11 protein-coding genes and 1 pseudogene are annotated in these 15,059 nt (G+C 60.9%); 2 read left to right on the top strand and 10 right to left on the bottom strand.

Annotated elements, in window-relative coordinates:
* Window positions 1-2: 2 nt before the first annotated feature.
* The 8 genes and pseudogenes from ACLH0H_RS25995 to ACLH0H_RS26030 form a co-directional block, all read right to left on the bottom strand.
* The gene (locus tag ACLH0H_RS25995) at window positions 3-1,316 is read right to left on the bottom strand and encodes an HlyD family type I secretion periplasmic adaptor subunit (RefSeq protein WP_411380238.1); all 1,314 of its coding nucleotides are present in this window, start codon (window positions 1,314-1,316) and stop codon (window positions 3-5) included.
* Window positions 1,313-3,064 (bottom strand): type I secretion system permease/ATPase, encoded by a 1,752-nt coding sequence (locus ACLH0H_RS26000; RefSeq protein WP_411380239.1) that lies wholly within the window; start codon window positions 3,062-3,064, stop codon window positions 1,313-1,315. Before ACLH0H_RS26000 ends, ACLH0H_RS25995 begins: the two co-directional genes overlap by 4 nt.
* A gap of 102 nt (window positions 3,065-3,166) precedes the next feature.
* Window positions 3,167-3,535: a protease inhibitor Inh/omp19 family protein gene (locus tag ACLH0H_RS26005; protein ID WP_411380240.1), complete on the bottom strand. Its 369-nt coding sequence runs from the start codon at window positions 3,533-3,535 to the stop codon at window positions 3,167-3,169.
* A 49-nt stretch (window positions 3,536-3,584) separates the two neighbouring features.
* Entirely contained in the window at window positions 3,585-5,018 is a 1,434-nt protein-coding gene (locus ACLH0H_RS26010) for a serralysin family metalloprotease (protein WP_411380241.1), read from the bottom strand.
* Window positions 5,019-5,481: 463 nt separating this feature from the next.
* Window positions 5,482-6,561, bottom strand: a pseudogene (locus tag ACLH0H_RS26015) (polyamine ABC transporter substrate-binding protein).
* Between the two features lie 60 nt (window positions 6,562-6,621).
* Window positions 6,622-6,963 carry a cupin domain-containing protein gene (locus tag ACLH0H_RS26020; protein WP_411380242.1) on the bottom strand — a complete coding sequence of 114 codons (342 nt, stop codon included), beginning with the start codon at window positions 6,961-6,963 and terminating at the stop codon, window positions 6,622-6,624.
* A gap of 26 nt (window positions 6,964-6,989) precedes the next feature.
* Window positions 6,990-8,396, bottom strand: coding sequence for an NAD(P)/FAD-dependent oxidoreductase (locus ACLH0H_RS26025; RefSeq protein WP_411380243.1), 1,407 nt, complete (start codon window positions 8,394-8,396; stop codon window positions 6,990-6,992).
* Between the two features lie 51 nt (window positions 8,397-8,447).
* A complete protein-coding gene (locus tag ACLH0H_RS26030; protein ID WP_411380244.1) occupies window positions 8,448-9,257 on the bottom strand; it encodes a helix-turn-helix domain-containing protein in 810 nt (269 codons plus the stop codon).
* Window positions 9,258-9,505: 248 nt separating this feature from the next.
* Here ACLH0H_RS26030 and ACLH0H_RS26035 point away from each other — a divergent pair, with 248 nt between their 5' ends.
* Complete coding sequence (locus ACLH0H_RS26035) at window positions 9,506-9,778, top strand: DUF1652 domain-containing protein (protein ID WP_411380245.1); 273 nt, start codon at window positions 9,506-9,508, stop codon at window positions 9,776-9,778.
* A 138-nt stretch (window positions 9,779-9,916) separates the two neighbouring features.
* On the opposite strand, the gene ACLH0H_RS26040 is transcribed toward ACLH0H_RS26035, so the two are convergent.
* Complete coding sequence (locus tag ACLH0H_RS26040; RefSeq protein ID WP_411380246.1) at window positions 9,917-12,376, bottom strand: UvrD-helicase domain-containing protein; 2,460 nt, start codon at window positions 12,374-12,376, stop codon at window positions 9,917-9,919.
* A gap of 219 nt (window positions 12,377-12,595) precedes the next feature.
* On the opposite strand from ACLH0H_RS26040, the gene ACLH0H_RS26045 reads away from it, so the two are divergent.
* Window positions 12,596-13,291 carry a pirin family protein gene (locus tag ACLH0H_RS26045; RefSeq protein ID WP_411380247.1) on the top strand — a complete coding sequence of 232 codons (696 nt, stop codon included), beginning with the start codon at window positions 12,596-12,598 and terminating at the stop codon, window positions 13,289-13,291.
* A gap of 84 nt (window positions 13,292-13,375) precedes the next feature.
* On the opposite strand, the gene pgm is transcribed toward ACLH0H_RS26045, so the two are convergent.
* Window positions 13,376-15,019: a phosphoglucomutase (alpha-D-glucose-1,6-bisphosphate-dependent) gene (pgm, locus tag ACLH0H_RS26050; RefSeq protein WP_411380248.1), complete on the bottom strand. Its 1,644-nt coding sequence runs from the start codon at window positions 15,017-15,019 to the stop codon at window positions 13,376-13,378.
* Window positions 15,020-15,059 lie beyond the last annotated feature (40 nt).

Consider the following 15,059-nt stretch of genomic DNA (forward strand, 5'->3'; position numbering starts at 1 on the left):
GCTCATTCCTCGGTCAACGCGGAGCCGGCGCGGTCGAGCAGCGGCTTGAACAGGTAATTGAGCAGCGAGCGTTCGCCGGTGCGCACGAACATTTCAGCGGGCATGCCGGGCCTGATCACCAGGCCGTGGAGTTTCTCCAGGTCGGCGTCACTGACCGTGGTGCGCAGCACGTAGTACGGCGCGCCGGTTTTCTCGTCGAGCATCTGGTCGGCGGAGACCAGGCTGACCTCGCCCGGCACCCGCGGGGTGCGGCTCTGGTTGAAGGCAGTGAAGAGGATGTCGACCGGCAGGTGCGTGCCGACCTTGTCCACCAGATGCACCGGCAGGTGCCCTTCGACTTCCAGGCGCGTGTCCTGGGGCACGATTTCCAGCAGGGTTTCGCCGGCGCGCACCACGGCGCCCTCGGTGTGTATGCCGAGGTTGACCGCAATGCCATCGGCCGGCGCGTTGATTTCGCTGTGCTGCAAGTCGAAGCCGGCGGAGGTGAGCTGTTGCTCCAGGGTCAGGCTGCGCAGTTGCGCGTCGGCCAGCTGGCTGCGCACCTCCTTCTGATATTCCTCGCGGTGCTGCTGCAACTTGAGCCGCGACTCCAGTATGCCCTGCTCTACCCGGCCGCTTTCGCCGGTGTTCTGCGCCAGGTCCTGTTGCACCTGGGACAACTGGCGCTGGTAATCCATCAGCCGGTTGCGCGGGATGTAGCCGTTGTCGGCCAGCGGTTGCAGGTTGCTCAATTGGTCGCGCAGCGACTGCGCCTGGGCGGTCAGGTCGTTGCGGGCGCGGCGCATGCCGTTGAGCTGCGCCGTGGCGCCGTCGATATTCGCGCGGATACCCGCCTGCTCGCGGGCAAAGGCTTCGCGGCGGCTGCTGAACAGTTGGCGCTGGCCTTCGAGTACCAGCGCCAGGGCTGGGTCGGGTTGACTGCTCAATTCGGCTGGAAAGCTCACGCCTGGCAGGTTGTCTCGCTCGCTCTGCCAGCGCGCCACGCTGGCCCAGGCCATGCGGTACTGGGCTTGCAGCGAGTGCACGTCGGCCTGGTTCTGGGTCTGGTCGAGGCGAAACAGCGGTTGGCCCTGTTTCACCTGTTCGCCCTCGCGCACCAGAATGCGGCTGACCACGCCGGGGCCAAGGGTTTGCACGGCCTTGCGCTTGCCGGACACCACCACCGTGCCCTGCACCGGGATGCCCTGGTCCAGCGGCGCCAGGCTGGCCCACAGGAAAAACCCACCGGCACCGACCACGGTCAGCAGCCAACCCATGCGGACAAAAAAACGGGCATCGTGCTCTTTGAAATCTGGTTCAACAGTGAGGCTGCTCATGCGCCTGGATTCCTTGCGGCTTGATACTGACGACTGAAACTGACGCCGGGCTTTTCCTTCGGCGCTTCCTGCTGGCCGGACAATGCGCGCAGCACCTCCTGGCTTGGGCCGAATGCCTGCAGGCGCCCTTCGTTGAGCACCAGCAATTTGTCCGCCTGGGCCAGCGCCGAGGACCGATGGGTGACCAGCACCACGCTGCTGCCCTGGGCTTTCATCTGCACGATGGCACTGGCCAGCGCCGCTTCGCCGACGGTGTCGAGGTTGGAGTTGGGCTCATCCAGCACAATCAGACGCGGCCCGCCATACAACGCACGGGCCAGGGCTACTCGCTGCTTCTGGCCGCCGGACAGGCCGCCACCGTTGTCGCCCAATACGGTGTCGTAGCCCTGGGGCAAGCGCAGGATCAACTCATGCACGCCGGCCTGCTGGGCGGCCTCGACCACGCGCTCGGGGTCGGCCCCACGAAAACGCGCAATGTTGTCGGCGATGCTGCCGCTGAACAGTTCGATGTCCTGGGGCAGGTAACCGATATGCGGGCCGAGGTCGTCGCGGTCCCAGCGGTGGATGTCCGCGCCGTCCAGACGCACCGTGCCGGCCAGTGTCGGCCATACGCCGACCAGTACACGGGCCAGGGTAGACTTGCCGGAGCCCGAGGCGCCGAGTACGCCGAGCACTTCGCCAGCGCCTAGGTGGAAGCTGACCTGATGCAAGGTCGCCAGGCGCCGCCCCGGCGGGCCGGCACTGACCTGTTCGAAGCTGACCTGGCCCTTGGGCGCAGGCAGCTTCATCTGCTCGACTTGCGCAGGGAACTCGCGCAGCAATTCATCCAGGCGCTGATAGGCCAGCTTGGCCGAACTCCATTGTTTCCACACTGCAATCAATTGGTCGATGGGGCTGAGCACCCGCCCCATCAGGATGGAACCGGCGATCATCATCCCGGCGGTCATATCGCCGCGGATCACCAGCCACGCGCCCAGGCCCAGCACCAGGGATTGCAGGCACAGGCGCAAGGATTTGCTCAACGAGGTCATTACCGAACCGGTATCACTGGCCTGGTTCTGCAGCCTCAGGAACCGCGTATGCACCGCAAACCAGCGCTCGCGCAACGCACCGAGCATGCCCATGGCCTGGATAGTCTCGGCGTTGTGCAAGTGGCTGGTGGCCAACTGGGTTGATTGCTGTGAGAACGCGCCGGCCTCACCCAAGGGCTTTTTGGTCAGGTATTCGTTGAGGCAGGCCAGGCCGATCAGCAACAGCGCCCCGGCCGTGGCCAGCACGCCAAGCCACACGTTGAACAGGAAAATCACGAACAGGTAGATGGGAAACCACGGCGCATCGAAAAACGCGAACAGCGCAGGACCCGTGATGAATTGGCGAATATGGGTCAGGTCGCCCAGGGATTGCCCGGCATGGCCCTGCCCACATTGCAGGTTGCGTTCGAACGCGGCCTTGTACACGCGCAGGTTGAAACGCCGCTCCAACTGGCTGCCGATACGGATCACGATAAAACTGCGGATCGCTTCCAGGGTGCCAATAAACACAAAGAATCCCACGACCATCAGGGTCAACATCACCAGGGTGGTTTCGTTCTGGGAAGACAGCACGCGGTCATACACTTGCAGCATGTAAATCGACGGCACCAGCATCAGCAGATTGATCAGGGCAGTGAAGCAGCCAATACTGATCAATAGGCTCTTGTATTCACCCAGGGCCTTGAATAACGGCACAGCGGCAGCGGGCTTGGCCATAAGTCTTGATCTTCCTTGAACCGAAATGCACGCATAAGTTGCCCGAGCCCTTGATAAAAACCGGCCAACTAATAAAGTTGAGTAATAAGCTTATAACGGCAACTAAGGCATTCGTTTTAATTCAACGACAACGCCGGATGGGGTGCGCGCCTGGTAGTCACCGTTCTTCTGGCGATTCAAATGAGTGATGCCACTGCCTTGGGCATTGAACAGCCAGATGCCGTCCGGTGTGGGCGACCAGGAAAGGGGTTTTTCTCCCAGCCATTGCTCGGCACAGGCCACGTCGCCGCCCAAGGCGTTGGCCGGCTCAAGCAGGTCAAGGGCGCATATCTGATCCTGCTGGTGCAATTGCCAATGCCCGGCCAATTGGGCCGTGGTGGGTAATACAAGACTGCTCGCCATTGCGTGGGCTCCTGCCGACACGAACATCACCTGCAATGCACAGGTGACTACTTTAAAAAAACGCTGCATCTTCACGCTCCATCGTGCAGGCGCGGCGTCGAAACGCCGCGCCCTTGCTTCACGCGACGATGTCGCTGACCGCTGCCTGGCCGACGGTGGTGACGAGGAAATCCGCCACGCCTTGCCCGGAGAAGTCTACCGCCAGGGTACCCAGGTTGGTGCCTGCCGCGTAGTTCAACACCGCGTCGCCGGCATGCCCGGTAAACGCGTTGACGAAGGTCAGGCCGGCGCCTTTGGTGATGCCGCTGAGGTCGATCTTGTCCGAACCTGAGGTGAAGTCAAAGATCTTGTCCGCCGCCCCTGGCCTGGAATCGGAACTGGCCCCGAACACAAAGGTGTCGCTGCCCGCGCCACCCCACAGTTGGTCGGCGCCGCCGCCACCGTAGAGCAGGTCGTTGCCCGCACCGCCCTTGATCAGGTTGGCCGCGTTGTTGCCAATGATCAGGTCGTTGCCCGCACCGCCGAACGCGTTCTCGACCGTGACGCCCTTGGCGATGGACACGTTGCCCACCAGGCCGCCCACGTCGGAGAACGCGGTTTCATTGAGGTTGATTTTCTGGTTTTGAGTGAAGCCGGAGAAGTCCAGGGTGTCATTGCCACCACCGTCCCACACCGAGAACACCAGCTTGTCGGCATTGGAGCTGGCGCTGAGGAAATCACGCCCGGTGTTGGAGTTGAATCCGTAGGTGGTATCGCCCGCGCGGGTGTTGTAGTTGGCGCCGTAGAGCTTCTGGATCGCGGCGATGTCGTCGATCAGCGGGCCGGAGGCATAGGCTTCAACCCCGCCTTTGCTGAAGTTCTGGTTGGTGTTGCTCTCGCTCCAGTAACTCATGAGGCTGTAGCCGCGCGTGTCCTGTCCATAGGTCGCGTCGTTGTAGCTGGGAGCGCCTTCGCCGGCGTTGTAGTCGCCGGGGTGGGCCAGGCCCAGGGTGTGGCCGATTTCGTGGGTCAGGGTCTGCCGGCCATAATTGTTCAGGTCCGGGGTCTTGTTCGGCGTGTAGCTGTTGTTGGTCAGGTACCACGAGGTGCCGTCGTAGCCCGCGCCGGTGCCGGGCAGGTAGGCGAAGGCCGCGGCGCCATCCTGGCCACTGCTGTAGTTGCCGAAGGTCATGTGGCCGTCGCCGCCGGTGGCTTTCTCGGTGAAGGTGACCTTGGCCACGTCCGCCCAGGATTGCATGGCCAGTACGGCCTGGGCTTTCTGTTGCGCGTTGAACTGGCTGAAGCCCGAGATACCATGTTTGTTCAGGGTGCTTGAGGAGGCCGAGGTCAGGAAGGTGTAGGTCAGGTCGATCTTGCCGTTGCCGTCAAAGTCCCGGTACGCGGCGCCGTCACGCAGCAGCTGGGTGGCTGCCTGGTCAACGGTGTAGGAGGGTTTGCCATTGACCGTGAGGTTGCCGCCTCGATCATACAAATGGCTGAAGCTATCGATTTGCGAGTAAGCGGTGCTGGCTTGCGCCACCGACACGATAGCCTTGTCTTTTACTTTTGACATAAACGTACTTCCTTGTGTGCAAGTGCTTCAGTTTTTTGATCGATAGGAACCCCGCGGGCGAGATCGTCCTATCACTCGCCTCTTTTGAAGGCGTCATGAAACTGACACAAGTTTAAATCATTCGTCTACCCCTATTTCCAGGGTGGAAAATCCGCGACAGATGAACTAGCGCAAGTTTTCTACCGTATTTATTGGGGGGGGTTGCGATTTGTCCGACAAAAAACTAACCGCTCATATTTAAATATTAAATAGCGCTAAAGCGCTGAACTCTAGCGGCGCATTTGATAAGTGGATCCAATAGATTGCCACTGTGGCATTAGCAACATTAAACAGCCACTACTTTGAACTAAGTATCCGCCCAGGCAGGTCGTGATTGCCCGTGGTGAAGCCTCCCTGATCACGGGACTGTGCTGTGTTAAATCCGGGAGCGGCGCACTGCCCGCTCCCGCAGTGTTGTTCGCACCTAGCGGCCGGTGCGAATGGTGTTCCACACCCGCGTACGCACCCGGTCGACATTCAACGGCATCGCCTCCAGGGCAAACAGCTTGCCCATCATTTCCGGGCTTGGGTACACCTTGGTGTCCGCCTTGATCGCCGGGTCTACCAGGCTGTCCGCCGCGGCGTTGCCATTGGCGTAATGCACGTAGTTGGTAATGCTGGCCATCACGTCCGGGCGCAGCAGATAGTTCATGAAGGCATAGCCGGCTTTTGCGTTCGGCGCGTCGGCGGGCATGGCGACCATGTCGAACCAGATCGCGGCGCCTTCCTTGGGAATGTTGTAGCCGATGTTCACGCCGTTTTTGGCTTCCCTGGCACGGCTTTCCGCCTGCAGGATGTCGCCCGAGAAGCCCACCGCCACACAGATATCGCCGTTGGCCAGGTCTGCGGTGTATTTCGAGGAGTGGAAGTACGCCACATACGGTCGCACTTTCATCAGCAGTGCTTCAGCCTTCTTGTAGTCCTCAGGCTGCTTGCTGTGGTGCGGCAAGCCCAGGTAGTTGAGTGCGGCCGGGAGCAGTTCCGGGCCGTTGTCGAGAATCGCCACGCCACATTTTTGCAACTTGGCCATGTTCTCGGGCTTGAAGATCAGGTCCCAGGAGTCAACCGGTGCATTGTCGCCCAGTACGGCCTTGACCTTGTCGATGTTGTAGCCGATGCCGGTGCTGCCCCATAGGTACGGGAAGCCATGGGCGTTGCCCGGATCGTTGTTTTCCAGGGCCTTGAGCAACACCGGGTTAAGGTTTTTCCAGTTCGGCAGCTGACGCTTGTCGAGCGTCTTCAAGGCGCCGCCCTAGATCTGCCGCGCCATGAAATGGTTGGACGGAAACACCACATCATAGCCGGATTTACCGGTCATCAGCTTGCCGTCGAGGGTTTCATTGCTGTCGTACACGTCGTAAGTGAAACCGATGCCGGTTTCTTGCTGGAAGTGCTTGGTGGTGTCCGGCGCAATATAGTCCGACCAGTTGTAGATCTTCACTGTCTCGGCGGCCTGGCTGATAGAGGCCGACAACATCAAGGGCAACAGGGCAATGGCTTTCATGGTTCGATTTCCTGGCGGTTTTAGGGCTGTTGTTATGGCAGGCGATCAAGGATCAAAGCGTTACAAAATCAGTACATAGGTCTTGCGCACGGTTTCCTGGATATCCCAGATGCCCGTGCTGTTGGCCGGCAACATCAGTGCATCACCGGCTTCTATATGGACGGTTTCCCCGGTATCCGGGGTGAAGCTGCAGCGGCCCTGGATGAAGTGGCAAAATTCCTGGGAGATGATCTGGCGACGCCAGCGGCCCGGGGTGCATTCCCAGATGCCGGTTTCGACACCGTCGCTGCGCTCGACGCTCAGGGTCGAGGCCACGGCGATGGATTGCCCCAGCGGCACCGCCACGGGCGATGAATCCGGCAGATGGGCGTTCAACGTGTCTTTGAATTGAGTGATGCTCATGGCTTTTCCCGTGTGAATGAAGCAATTCAGCGCATGAAGCCTTCCATGAACCCGGCCACGCCGGTCGCCAGCTTGCGGCGCCAAGGGGCGGTGTTGGGGTTGGCCAGCACCTGGTCTTCATGGACGAAACTGCGAATGATCGCGTTGTAGCCCAGCCAGCGACACGGTTCGGGCTCCCAGGGCCTGAGCGCATCGAGGCCGCGCTCGCGGAGCACCCAGGGCTGGTGGGTCAGCGCGGTATCACGCCCCAGCATCAGATCGGCCAAGGTTCGGCCGCCCAGGTGGGTGGCGCCTACGCCCTCCCCGCCATAACCGCCCGACAGCGCGATACCCGTCTTGTGGTCGCACAGCATGTGCGGTCGGAAGTTGCGCGACATACCCAGGTTGCCGCCCCAGGAATGGGTGATTCTTACGCGCTTAAGCTGTGGGAAAAGCTCACCGAACAGGTAACGACGCAGTCCCACTTCGCTGTCAGTCAAATTGAAGTCGTGGCGCAGTTTGCCGGCGAACCGATAACCGCCGCGCGCGCCGAATACCAGGCGGTTATCCGCTGAACGCTGGCCGTAGGTCACCTGGCGGCTGCTTTCGCCGAACGCCTGGCCGTGGCTCAAGCCGATGTCATCCCAGGTACTGGCCGGCAGCGGCTCAGTGGCGACGATCAGGCTTTGTACCGGCAGTTGGTAACGGCCCAGAGGCGCCAAGGTGGTCGCATAGCCCTCTACCGCCGGCACCACCCAGGCGGCGCGCACAATGGCCTTCGCCGTGCGCAGGCTGCCGGACTGCCACTGGGTCACCGCGCTGTTTTCGTAGAGGGCCACGCCCATGGCCTCAACTACCCGCGCCAGGCCACGCACCAGCTTGGCGGGGTTGATGGTCGCGACGTGGGGCGCGTAAATGCCGCCGTAGGGCTTGGCGATACGGATCTGTTCGGCCAGTTGCCGCGGGCTGAGCCAGCGGTAGTCGGCCTCGGTCAGGCCCTGGGCATAGAGTGTGTCCAGATAGCGGCGCAGGCTGCCTTCTTGCTCGGGGTAACGGGCCGCGCAGTACAGCGCGCCCCCCTTGCGGTAGTCACACTCGATGCCTTCACGCGCCAGCACCTGGGCCAATTCGTCAGGGATGGCGTGCAACAGGTCGAACGAAGCACGCCGTTGTTCGGGATTCAGGCCAGCCAGCAAGCGGTCTTCGCCCAACAGATTGCCCATCAGCCAGCCGCCATTGCGACCCGACGCGCCGAAACCGGCGGTTTGCGCTTCGATAATCGCGATTTTCAGCTCGGGGGCCTGGCGTTTCAGGTAATACGCGGTCCATAGCCCGGTGTAGCCGGCGCCGATAATGGCCACGTTGACGTCCAGGTCATGCTCCAGGGCCGGCCGCGCGCGCAGCGGGTCGTCCAACTGGTCCATCCATAAGCTGATGTTGCGCCATGCCTGCATGCCGGGTTCTCCCCTACCTGGTTTTGATAGGGTGGATCCTAGAGCGCGCGGTCAGGGACTGTCTTGCGCGCGTGCACGCAGGGAAATGTGTTTGACGTAGGCCTTGGGCGACTGGCCGGTGTGCTGGCGGAACGCGCTGTAGAACGCCGACAGTGAGTTGAAACCGGCCGCGAACGCCAGGTCGTCGATCTTTATCGGCGGCACGGCCTTGTCCCGCGCGGCCAGCAAATGTTGAAGCCTGGCCTGGTTGACGTAGCGATAGAAGCTTTGCCCCAGCACTTGGTTGAGCAGGTAGGAAATCTGATTGCGGCTATAGCCACACTCCCTGGAAACCCGCTGCAGGTCCAGCTCGGGGTCAAGGTAGGGTTGTTTGCCTTCGAAATACTGCTGCAGGTCGTTGGCCATGTGCCCCAATTGCTGGGGTGACAGGCCCAGGCGGCTGAACGAAGGCCGCGCGGCCTCGGCCGGCCGCTCATGTACCAGGGACGCGTACTCGTTGACCCGCCAGATCAACCCGTCGCGCACGGTGATGGCTTCGCTGGTGCGAAACGACACCAGGCCTCGGCCGCCCCGCAAGGTAATGCGGTACTGGATAAACGCAGTGTTGCCATCGGCACGGATGCGGTCAGTGTGTTCAATCGCCTCGTCCGCCTCTCGTGGCATGCTGGCTTGAAGGTATTGGCGCAAGTCAGCGAAACCGACGACACGGTTCTGGAAGAAATCGTGGTACTGGATGTCCGGGTGGTAGTAGGACATCACGCCCTCCAAGTCCCGATGGCGCCAGCACAGGTGGTGGCGTAACACCAGCTCGCGCGTGGCTTGGGATTGCAGGGCATCATCGTCTGCAGCGATGTCTGGCATGGCAGGCTCTGGGGCGAACAAACGGTGGAGATTGCCGAACTTTGCCGGCGCGTACAATCGCCAAATGGCGGTGCTGACTAATGGCCTTTCGCCCTATCATGGGCTAGACATGATCCATGTCAAGACAACTGCCGAACGGGCGCAAAAAAGTCACCTGCCAATTGCGAACGAATGCTATTTTTAAGCTCTACCACGCCATGACCATTGACGGTCCTGGCCCCCCTGCCGCGAGCTAAAGGAAGCGCTCAATGAATAAGGTGGGCAACATGAACAAAGTGACGTTCCCCAACGCCTGCCAGCTGATGCGCTGGCACTTTCATCCGATAGGTTTCGAAGGCAGCATGGACGCGCCGGGCAGCATGATCGTGCGCTTGTTCGACCGCGCCAGCGGCGAGACCCTGATCGCCATTGCTGGCATTCCCTGTGCCACGGTGATGAATGCGGCCGATGTGGAGCGCATTATCGAGGCGGTGGAGGATGAGCTGGCGTCGTTTGTGCCGCCGCAATTGTTGCGGGCCTGACCACGATCTACCGTACATTGAAGGTCCAAGTGTGGGAGCGGGCTTGCTCGCGAATGCGGTCTTTCGGCTACATATATGCTGACTGATCACCGCTTTCGCGAGCAAGCCCGCTCCCACATTTAGTGTCGTTACTTACCGTTAACTTCGTTGATCATCAAAAAATGCTTTTTTACCGTCCACTCGCTCCGAAGCCCTGGGTACATTCACTGCCTGGCCTTCGGGCTTTTCCACATACCAATAGCAATGGCTCACCGCCCGGGTGATTCCCACATACGCCAGGCGCAACACTTCGTCCTTTTGCGCATTGTCATAGGGCTCATTGTCCCCGTCCTTGCCCAGGCCCGCCATGCGGTACACCTGGTTTTTATAGGGTGAGCTGGTGACATGCTGGCAATCCCCAAGCAGGAATACCGCGTCGGCTTGCAGCCCCTTGGCACTGTGGTAAGTCAATTGCTTGAGCCTGCGCGCCTCGCGCGGCAAGCTAGAATCTGCATTAACTACAGACTGAATATGCTCTTGAATCAACAACTTATCGCTGCTTTTTCGATAAAGCATCAAGACTGAATCACCCTTTTGATAGTGCTCCAGCAATCGCTGGCCCATTGCCGCGTCGGCCCTTTCCAGCACCTTGACCGGCACCAACGCCTTGGGCGCCCCGCTGGCCTTGGCCTTCTTGCCAGGGATCGTCGGCGCGGCGCGCACGATGTGTTCGGCCGCGTCGATGATGTGCTGATGGCTGCGGTAGTTCTCACCCAGCATCACGCGGGTGGTGGCCGGAGATAGAAACTCTTGGTTGAACGCCATGAAGTATTTGGGCGAACTACCACGCCAGCCGTAAATCGACTGCCAGTCATCCCCCACGCACAGCAGCGATGACTGCTGTGCGCCACGCCCAACGTGCATGGCCGGGCCACGGCTGCGGATTTCCCGCAGGCTGGCGCGAATCCACGAGACGATTTGCGGCGAAACGTCCTGGAATTCATCGATCATCAGGTGCGACATTGGCCGTAACAGCGGGTCGCTGAGCAGCTTGAGGTTTTCCGGGGTATTTTCGCCGAACAGCGAAAACATGCGGTTATAGGTCATGATCGGGGGCGACTGGTCGAGCAGATGATCTTCCAGGGCCTTCCAGTAAATGCCCAGGGCTTCAAAAAAGAAGCGGTCCGGGTCGTCCTTGGCAAAGCTCATCTGCCCAACAGCGTTCGGCACGTCGAGCCCCAGGTTTTCGATAAACCCCGCCGCCATCACGAAACTGTCCAGCAACGGCGCCGAGGACAACTCGCCCTTGACCTTGTAGTCAAAGCCCGGCCCGGCGGTGGCATCACCGGCCAAGCTGCTTAACAAGCGCTTTGAAGACTCATAATTATCGAACCATATCAACGAGTTATGGCAAAAAGCTTGAAATAGGGTGCGTTTTACAGCCCACTCTGCACGCACCGACAGTTTCGAGTTCGGCCGGCTGATGCCGGCGTTTTCCCGCGAGTCGAAGCCCAGTACCACCCAGGCGTCCAGCTCGGGAATATAGCCATGGCAGTGAAATTGAGCGCCGTTGATCTCGACGGTCTGGCGATTGGGCTCAATGCCCTTGATCGGCCAGGCGCCCGCGCGGAACCACAGGTCCTCGATCACGTCGCAGAGTTCTTCATCACGCTTGGCGGCCAGTTCGGTCACGGCCACGCGTTTTTGTACGTCGGGATGATCCCGTTCCAGCGCCTTGAGCTGCAGCCCGTGGCGCGCCAGCGGCGCGATCAGCTCCCGAAAGCGCGCATGGTGACCGTGCAGCCGGTGGTAACAGGCGTTCATCTGCTGGCGCTGGGCTTCGTTGATGCGCAGGTCAAAGGGGTTGCTGTCGGCGTCTTCAAAGCCCGAGCTGAGGTTTTCGAACGCTTGCAGGCGCTCAAAACCCGGCAGGCTGCGTACCATCGGCAGGATGCGCGAGTGGAAGGTGCGCACCACGGCCTGGGCTTCTTTCAACCCGAGGGGTTGGCCCCAAAGGCCAAGAATCTCCATGAGCTTGTTGATGAAGTCTTTACGGGATTCGCGGGTAAAGGTCACCACTGTCATGGAGCTGAGTTCGAAGCCCAGGTAGTGGGTGAGCAACACAATCCGCAATACCAGCGACGTGGATTTGCCCGCCCCGGCGCCAGCGATGACCGAGGTCGACGGCGTGTCGCTGAAAATCATCTTCCATTGCGCCGTGCTCGGCTGAGCGTGGGCGGGCAGCAAGCGCGCGACATCCGCCTTGATACGCTTCTTCAACTCGGCGGTAAGCGGCAGGCGCCAATCATCGAACAGATTGTCGTCGATACCCGGCGCACGGTGCTCATCCGGGCGCAAATCGCGGATCAGCAGAACCTGCCGGCCTTCCTCGATGCCCTCGGCCTTGCCCTCGCGATAGCCGTACTCGACGCCCGCTTCATGCCCGCTGCGAAAGCCATCGGCTTGCCCATGCAGCCAGGAAAACCGGTGCTGGGCGCGCAAACGCGTGAGGCCATGGCCAAACAGGCGCGCGGCCAGGCGTTTGAGCCAAGGCATTTCAGCCAGCGGGCGCAGCTCAACGGGAAGATCAGTGGGCAAATCAGGCGGTTGTAGCGACACGCGGACTCCTGCGGTGAGTGTGATGCTGACACAGGCGCCATGGTCGCCGGAATCGACGCTCAATTCCAGCCAATTGCTTTGCGTTCATGCAGTTAGGCGATGAACTGAAAGTCAAAACGCCAGCAACCTATCTAATAGGCTGATAGGAATCAGGCAGTTTTTACGCTTTTTATCGATCATCAGCTGCAGGATCATAACTGCCATCCACAGGAGACGATCATGCTTGAACTTCGACCTTTCAATTCCCTGGGCGGCGCCCATCATGGCTGGCTTGACGCCCATCACCACTTCTCGTTTGCCGAGTACCACGACCCCAAGCGCATGCACTGGGGCAACCTGCGGGTCTGGAACGATGACATCATCGCGCCAGGCACCGGCTTCCCGCAGCACTCGCATCGCGACATGGAGATCATTACCTATGTGCGTGAAGGTGCTATCAGCCATGCCGACAACCTCGGCAACAAGGGCCGCACCGAGGCAGGCGATGTGCAGGTGATGAGCGCGGGCACCGGGATCGCCCACAGCGAGTACAACCTGGAAGACACGCCGACCAAGATTTTCCAGATCTGGATTATTCCCAACGAAGCCGGTCTGCCGCCGTCGTGGGGCGCCAAGCCGTTTCCCAAAGGCGGCCTGGAAGGCTTTGTGACCCTTGCCAGTGGCAAGGCGGGAGACAGCGAGAGCCTGCGAATCCGTGCTGATGCACGCTTGGTGGCGGCGAACCTGAAGGCTGGGGAAAGTGCCGAATATCGACTTGAGAGTGGGCGTCGCGCCTACCTTGTACCTGCGACGGGAGTGATTGAAGTCAATGGTCTGCGTGCACAAGCTCGAGACGGTGTCGCGGTTGAAGATGAGCAGGTGTTGCGGGTGACCGCGCTTGAAGACAGCGAGATCGTACTGGTGGATCTGGCCTGAAACTGTAGTGAGCGAGCTCGTCGAATCGTCGCACCGCCCCCCCAGCGCGGGGCGAGCCCGCTCACTACACCTTGTATTTCAGCGTTATTGGGTGATGGCGCCGTCCACCAGCACCTGCGCCTCTTCCACCAACTGCTTGAGGTGATCTTCACCGATAAAGCTCTCGGCGTAGATCTTGTAGATGTCCTCGGTACCCGATGGCCGTGCGGCGAACCAGCCGTTTTCGGTCATCACCTTCAGCCCACCGATCGCCTGGTTGTTGCCCGGCGCGTGGCTGAGAATCTGCTGGATGCTTTCGCCAGCCAACTCGGTGGAGGTCACTTGGTCGGGCGACAATTTGCCCAGCAAGGCTTTCTGCGCCGGAGTGGCCTTGGCATCCACGCGAATCGCGAACGGCTCGCCTAGGGCGTCGGTCAGGCCGCGGTAGATCTGGCTGGGGTCCTGGCCTTTGCGCGAGGTCATTTCCGCCGCCAGCAGCGCGGGGATCAAGCCGTCCTTATCCGTGCTCCAGACCGTACCATCCTTGCGCAGGAACGACGCACCGGCGCTTTCTTCGCCGCCAAACCCCAAGGAACCTTCGAACAAGCCGTCGGCGAACCATTTGAAACCCACCGGCACTTCGTACAGACGACGGCCGATGCGCGCAGCCACGCGGTCGATCAGGCCGCTGCTGACCACAGTCTTGCCCACGGCCGCGTCGGCGCGCCAATCGGGACGGTTCTGGAACAGGTAGTCGATGGACACCGCCAGGTAATTGTTGGGTGCCAACAAGCCACCGGACGGGGTGACGATGCCGTGGCGGTCGTGGTCCGGGTCGCAGGCGAAGGCCACGTCAAAGCGTTCCTTGAGGCCGATAAGGCCTTGCATGGCGTAGCTGGAGGACGGGTCCATGCGGATCTGGCCGTCCCAGTCAACGCTCATGAAGCGGAACGTGGCGTCGACTTCAGTGTTCACCACCTCCAGATTCAATCGGTAATGCTCGGCAATCGCCGACCAGTAGCGCACGCCGGCGCCACCCAATGGGTCCACGCCCAGGCGCAGGTCTGCGCTGCGGATGGCGTCCATATCGATCACATTGACCAGGTCAGCCACGTAGCTGTTGAGGTAATCATGGCGATGGGTGGTATCGGCTTTGAGTGCCTGGGCATGGGGCATGCGCTTGACCCCGGCCAGTTGATTGGCCAGCAGTTCATTGGCCTTGGCTTCGATCCACTTGGTCACGTGAGTATCGGCCGGGCCGCCGTTGGGCGGGTTGTATTTGTAGCCGCCACTTTGCGGTGGGTTGTGCGACGGCGTGATCACGATGCCGTCGGCCAAGCCACGGGTACGGCCACGGTTGTAGCAGATGATCGCGTGGGAAATCGCCGGGGTCGGCGTGTACTCATCGCCTTCGGCCAGCATCACGTGCACACCGTTGGCGGCGAGCACTTCCAGGGCGCTGGCACCGGCAGGCGTGGACAGCGCGTGGGTGTCTAAGCCGACAAACAAAGGGCCATCGATGCCCTGGGCTTCGCGGTACAGGCAAATGGCCTGGCTGATGGCCAGTACGTGCCACTCGTTGAAACTCAAATCGAACGAGCTGCCACGGTGCCCCGAGGTACCGAAAGCGACGCGTTGAGTGGAGATGGCTGCATCAGGCCGGCCAGTGTAATAGGCCGTGACCAGTCGCGGGAGATCCACCAGCAACTGGGCTGGCGCCGGCTTGCCCGCAAAAGGACTGATTGTCATGCATGGACCTCGCAAAGAAGAATTCGGAAATGAAGGCAGT

This window comes from Pseudomonas sp. MPB26, from assembly GCF_046605355.1.
In the GTDB taxonomy this organism is placed as follows: domain Bacteria; phylum Pseudomonadota; class Gammaproteobacteria; order Pseudomonadales; family Pseudomonadaceae; genus Aquipseudomonas; species Aquipseudomonas cedrina.

Coding starts and splice junctions, on each gene's coding strand:
- ACLH0H_RS25995 (WP_411380238.1), bottom strand. CDS start 1,316: ATGAGCAGCCTCACTGTTGAACCAGATTTCAAAGAGCACGATGCCCGT.
- ACLH0H_RS26000 (WP_411380239.1), bottom strand. CDS start 3,064: ATGGCCAAGCCCGCTGCCGCTGTGCCGTTATTCAAGGCCCTGGGTGAA.
- ACLH0H_RS26005 (WP_411380240.1), bottom strand. CDS start 3,535: ATGCAGCGTTTTTTTAAAGTAGTCACCTGTGCATTGCAGGTGATGTTC.
- ACLH0H_RS26010 (WP_411380241.1), bottom strand. CDS start 5,018: ATGTCAAAAGTAAAAGACAAGGCTATCGTGTCGGTGGCGCAAGCCAGC.
- ACLH0H_RS26020 (WP_411380242.1), bottom strand. CDS start 6,963: ATGAGCATCACTCAATTCAAAGACACGTTGAACGCCCATCTGCCGGAT.
- ACLH0H_RS26025 (WP_411380243.1), bottom strand. CDS start 8,396: ATGCAGGCATGGCGCAACATCAGCTTATGGATGGACCAGTTGGACGAC.
- ACLH0H_RS26030 (WP_411380244.1), bottom strand. CDS start 9,257: ATGCCAGACATCGCTGCAGACGATGATGCCCTGCAATCCCAAGCCACG.
- ACLH0H_RS26035 (WP_411380245.1), top strand. CDS start 9,506: ATGAATAAGGTGGGCAACATGAACAAAGTGACGTTCCCCAACGCCTGC.
- ACLH0H_RS26045 (WP_411380247.1), top strand. CDS start 12,596: ATGCTTGAACTTCGACCTTTCAATTCCCTGGGCGGCGCCCATCATGGC.
- pgm (WP_411380248.1), bottom strand. CDS start 15,019: ATGACAATCAGTCCTTTTGCGGGCAAGCCGGCGCCAGCCCAGTTGCTG.